The sequence below is a fragment of the Acinetobacter sp. YH12097 genome, assembly GCF_013419225.1.
Classification (GTDB): Bacteria; Pseudomonadota; Gammaproteobacteria; order Pseudomonadales; family Moraxellaceae; genus Acinetobacter; species Acinetobacter amyesii.
Window position 1 is genome coordinate 1 of record NZ_VPAN01000086.1, and the last position, 3,479, is coordinate 3,479.

The following is a 3,479-nucleotide window of genomic DNA, read 5'->3' on the forward strand; positions in this document are numbered from 1 at the left end:
GCATGTTCCGCGTCCTTGCAATACTGTGTTTACATACAGTCTATCGCTTAGCGGAAAGTTCTTTTACCCTCAGCCGAAATGCCTGCCGTTGCTAGACATTGCCAGCCAGTGCCCGTCACTCCCACTCTATTGATGTGTGCTTAAAAAACAGGAGGGTTTAACTTGGTAAACTATACATACTCATTAGGAGTTTACCATGAGCAAGAAACAGAAGACTTACACCGCAGAATTTAAAGCTGAAGCCATAAAAGCCATTGAAGAGAACCAAGGTAATGTATCGGAATCCGCTAGACAACTTGGCATTTCAATGCAAACCCTTTCGAACTGGAATAACAAAGCAAAGGCTGGAACTTTAGCAGGCACAAAACAGTATTCGCCCGATCTAAACGCCTTACTCGAAGAAAATAAGAAGCTTAAACAACAGCTCAAAACAGCTGAAATGGAACGTGAATTTTTAAAAAAGGCAGCAGCGTACTTTGCCAAAGAAAGTCAGTGAGGTACGCCTATATGAAATCGCAAAGCCACTTATTTCCGATTATTTTAATGGCTCGATTACTTCGTGTATCCGTTTCTCGCTTTTATGATTGGCTAAAGCGAGGCATGAGTAAAAGATCAATTCAGCGAAATCAGCAGACAATTTTGGTCAAAATAGCCCATGAAGAAACCAAACAAAGCTATGGCTATGTTCGATTAACCAAGCATTTACAAGCGCAAGGTATCAAAATAAGTACGTATGCTGTGCGCCAAATAAAAAAATCAAATCAGTTGTATTGTAAGCGCCATAAGCGTTTCAAAAGAACCACGAACAGTGATCACAACCGTTCTATTTATGACAATTTACTCAAGCAACAGTTTTCAATGACGAAGCCTAATCTTGCGTGGTCGAGTGACATTACCTACATTTGGACGGCTGAGGGCTGGTTGTACTTGGCAGCTGTCAAAGATCTTTACACGAAACAGGTTGTTGGCTATAGCTTAAATGAGCGCATGACAGCCAAGCTTGTTTGTGATGCATTGAATATGGCTATTCGCAATCAGAAACCTGCTAAAGATCTCATTGTACATTCAGATAGAGGCAGCCAATATTGCAGTAATGAATATCGAAACTTACTTGAGAAATTTGATTTTCAGGGTTCAATGAGCAAAAAAGGCGACTGCTTTGATAATGCACCGATAGAGAGTTTCTGGGGCATACTCAAAAATGAACTAGTCCATCATCGCAACTACAAAACAAGGGAAGAAGCCAAAGCGGATATTACAAAATATATAGAGTTATTTTATAATCAGCGAAGAATTCAAAAAGGCTTGGATTTTAAGACACCAAATCAAATGGCAGAAGACTTTTATCGGTTAGCTGCCTAGAATCTCCCAAGTGAAAGTCTCCTGCTAATTCAGCACACATCAGATTTACGATGGTCAATTTAATGGGAATAAGATCTATGGCAATGGAGTTACCTCCGCTTTGCTTAAACGTCATAATATAAAAGTCATTTCAGAAGAAACTTTTTGGCAACTTTTACCCTAGTTCCTCCGCTTTTATTTAAAATCTTCATGCAACTCCAACCACGCCCCCCTTTGCAATATCAAGTCTCTTCGGTATTTAGAGATATAGTGAGGTAATAATCTAAGAAGCATATCCATTACTTCCACATCAGTTAAAAAGTAGTGGTTCAATTTTATGCTGTAATTCTTTAACAATTTTAGCAAGCTGATCATGTAAAACTAACCAACATTGCTCATGACCTTGCCCAATATATTCATCTATTATGAGTTGCAAAATGTCTTGATCTATCTGACTTAAGAATTCTAAAAACCATGTCGCAGCAACATCCTTGGCAACTATTGTTTTATGATCTAATGTATAAGCTATACGGCATAGCGCTAAAATTTGATTACATTCATCCTGATCGTCTTTCCAATGAGCAATAATTTGTGGATAAGTTTTTTGCATGGCAAATATTAATTGTTCATAGCTAATTGGATTTAACCAATCGCAAATATCAGGTCCAAAGATAGTAATGTTATGTAATTGGGCAGTTTTAAGTAAAATACTAATATCTGGATCAGATTGACTATAAAGTAATTCACCTTTGAGTAATTCTTCTCTCAACCACTCGCCATATTGTAGCTGATATGTATATGGATGATTTTTATTGGTAATACTCCCTTTTTCTAATATCGTAATTTCTAAGGCACGCGCTGTAGCATGACCAATCGGAACAGATATATTTAGAAAATTCTGCGCTAATTGTTTTCTTTCCTGATCGGTAATTTCACGTTCAATAATAACTAAAATATCAAGATCACTTTTATGTTTTAAACCACCATCAACATACGAACCATATAAATAAATAGCATAAAGCTTATCTTTAAAATTTTTTTGTAAAAGCTGTTTTACACTTTCAACTTGGCGACACTCTTCATCATTTAAGCTTTGCATATGATTTTTAATTTAAAAAAATAAGTAATGAATTCATAGAGCATTATACAGAATAAGTGTAAATAATTTAATCAATTAGTAAATAACATACTATTTTTACAATATATTTACTTTCAATATAGAGTTTAATACATAAAACTCTATCAATCAAAAAAAGCTTGAAACAACATCTGAATAGTAAGAGTCATTTCCTCCTCACTTAGAGATGGATCCGGAAATTTGAACAACTCCTATAAGTGATACTCTGCTCCTCAAATGATGTTATAAACATCAATATATGGAGTATTTTATGGCACGTAGACCAAGAAGAAATCATTCAAACGACTTTAAGGCTAAGGTAGCACTTGCTGCGATCAAAGCAGAAAAAACACTTGCTGAATTGAGTTCTGAGTTTGATGTTCATCAAAACCAAATTATTGACTGGAAAAATCAATTGATCTCAGCTTCCTCACAAGCTTTCGATCAATCAAAAGCTCCATCAGAACCTCCCATTGATCTTAAAAAGTTACATGCAAAAATCGGTGAGCAGGCATTAGAAATTGATTTTTTAGAAGGTGTGTTGAAGAAACTGGGCCGCTTCAACCACAAAAGTTAATCGATCACTCACTTCAGATTTCAGTATCTAAACAAGCTAAGTTACTGAAAGTCTCTCGTGGTTGTTATTATTATCGCCCAAAACCTGTTAGCTCATCAGATCTGAAGCTGATGCGATGTATTGATGAATTACATATGCAATATCCTTTTGCAGGCAGTCGTATGATGCGTGATTTGTTGAATCGTCAAGGGCATCATATAGGACGACGTCATACACGTACTTTAATGAAGAAAATGGGTATTCAGGCGTTATATTGCAAACCAAATTTAAGCCAGGCTAATCAAGCTCACCGTAAATATCCATATCTGCTCAAAGGATTGGCTATTCAGCGCAGTAATCAAGTGTGGTCTACGGATATAACGTATATCCCTATGGCAAAAGGCTTTGTTTATTTATGTGCTGTGATTGATTGGCATAGCCGCAAGGTACTTGCGCATAGGGTAT

At 36.4% G+C, this 3,479-nt stretch carries 2 protein-coding genes and 1 pseudogene; 2 read left to right on the plus strand and 1 reads right to left on the minus strand.

Annotated features, from left to right (window positions below; genetic code table 11):
• Positions 1–196: 196 nt before the first annotated feature.
• A protein-coding gene (locus tag FTU37_RS16410) for an IS3 family transposase (RefSeq protein WP_119285041.1) occupies positions 197–1,362 on the plus strand; the annotation gives its coding sequence in 2 pieces (ribosomal slippage) (positions 197–455 and positions 455–1,362; 1,167 coding nt in all).
• A gap of 289 nt (positions 1,363–1,651) precedes the next feature.
• On the opposite strand, the gene FTU37_RS16415 is transcribed toward FTU37_RS16410, so the two are convergent.
• Positions 1,652–2,440 (minus strand): aminoglycoside adenylyltransferase domain-containing protein, encoded by a 789-nt coding sequence (locus tag FTU37_RS16415; protein ID WP_038350081.1) that lies wholly within the window; start codon positions 2,438–2,440, stop codon positions 1,652–1,654.
• Between the two features lie 277 nt (positions 2,441–2,717).
• On the opposite strand from FTU37_RS16415, the pseudogene FTU37_RS16420 reads away from it, so the two are divergent.
• Positions 2,718–3,479, plus strand: a pseudogene (locus FTU37_RS16420) (IS3-like element ISAba14 family transposase); the annotation flags it as partial.

Excerpts from the sequence above, each read along its gene's own strand:
- FTU37_RS16415 (WP_038350081.1), bottom strand. The coding sequence starts at position 2,440 with ATGCAAAGCTTAAATGATGAAGAGTGTCGCCAAGTTGAAAGTGTAAAA.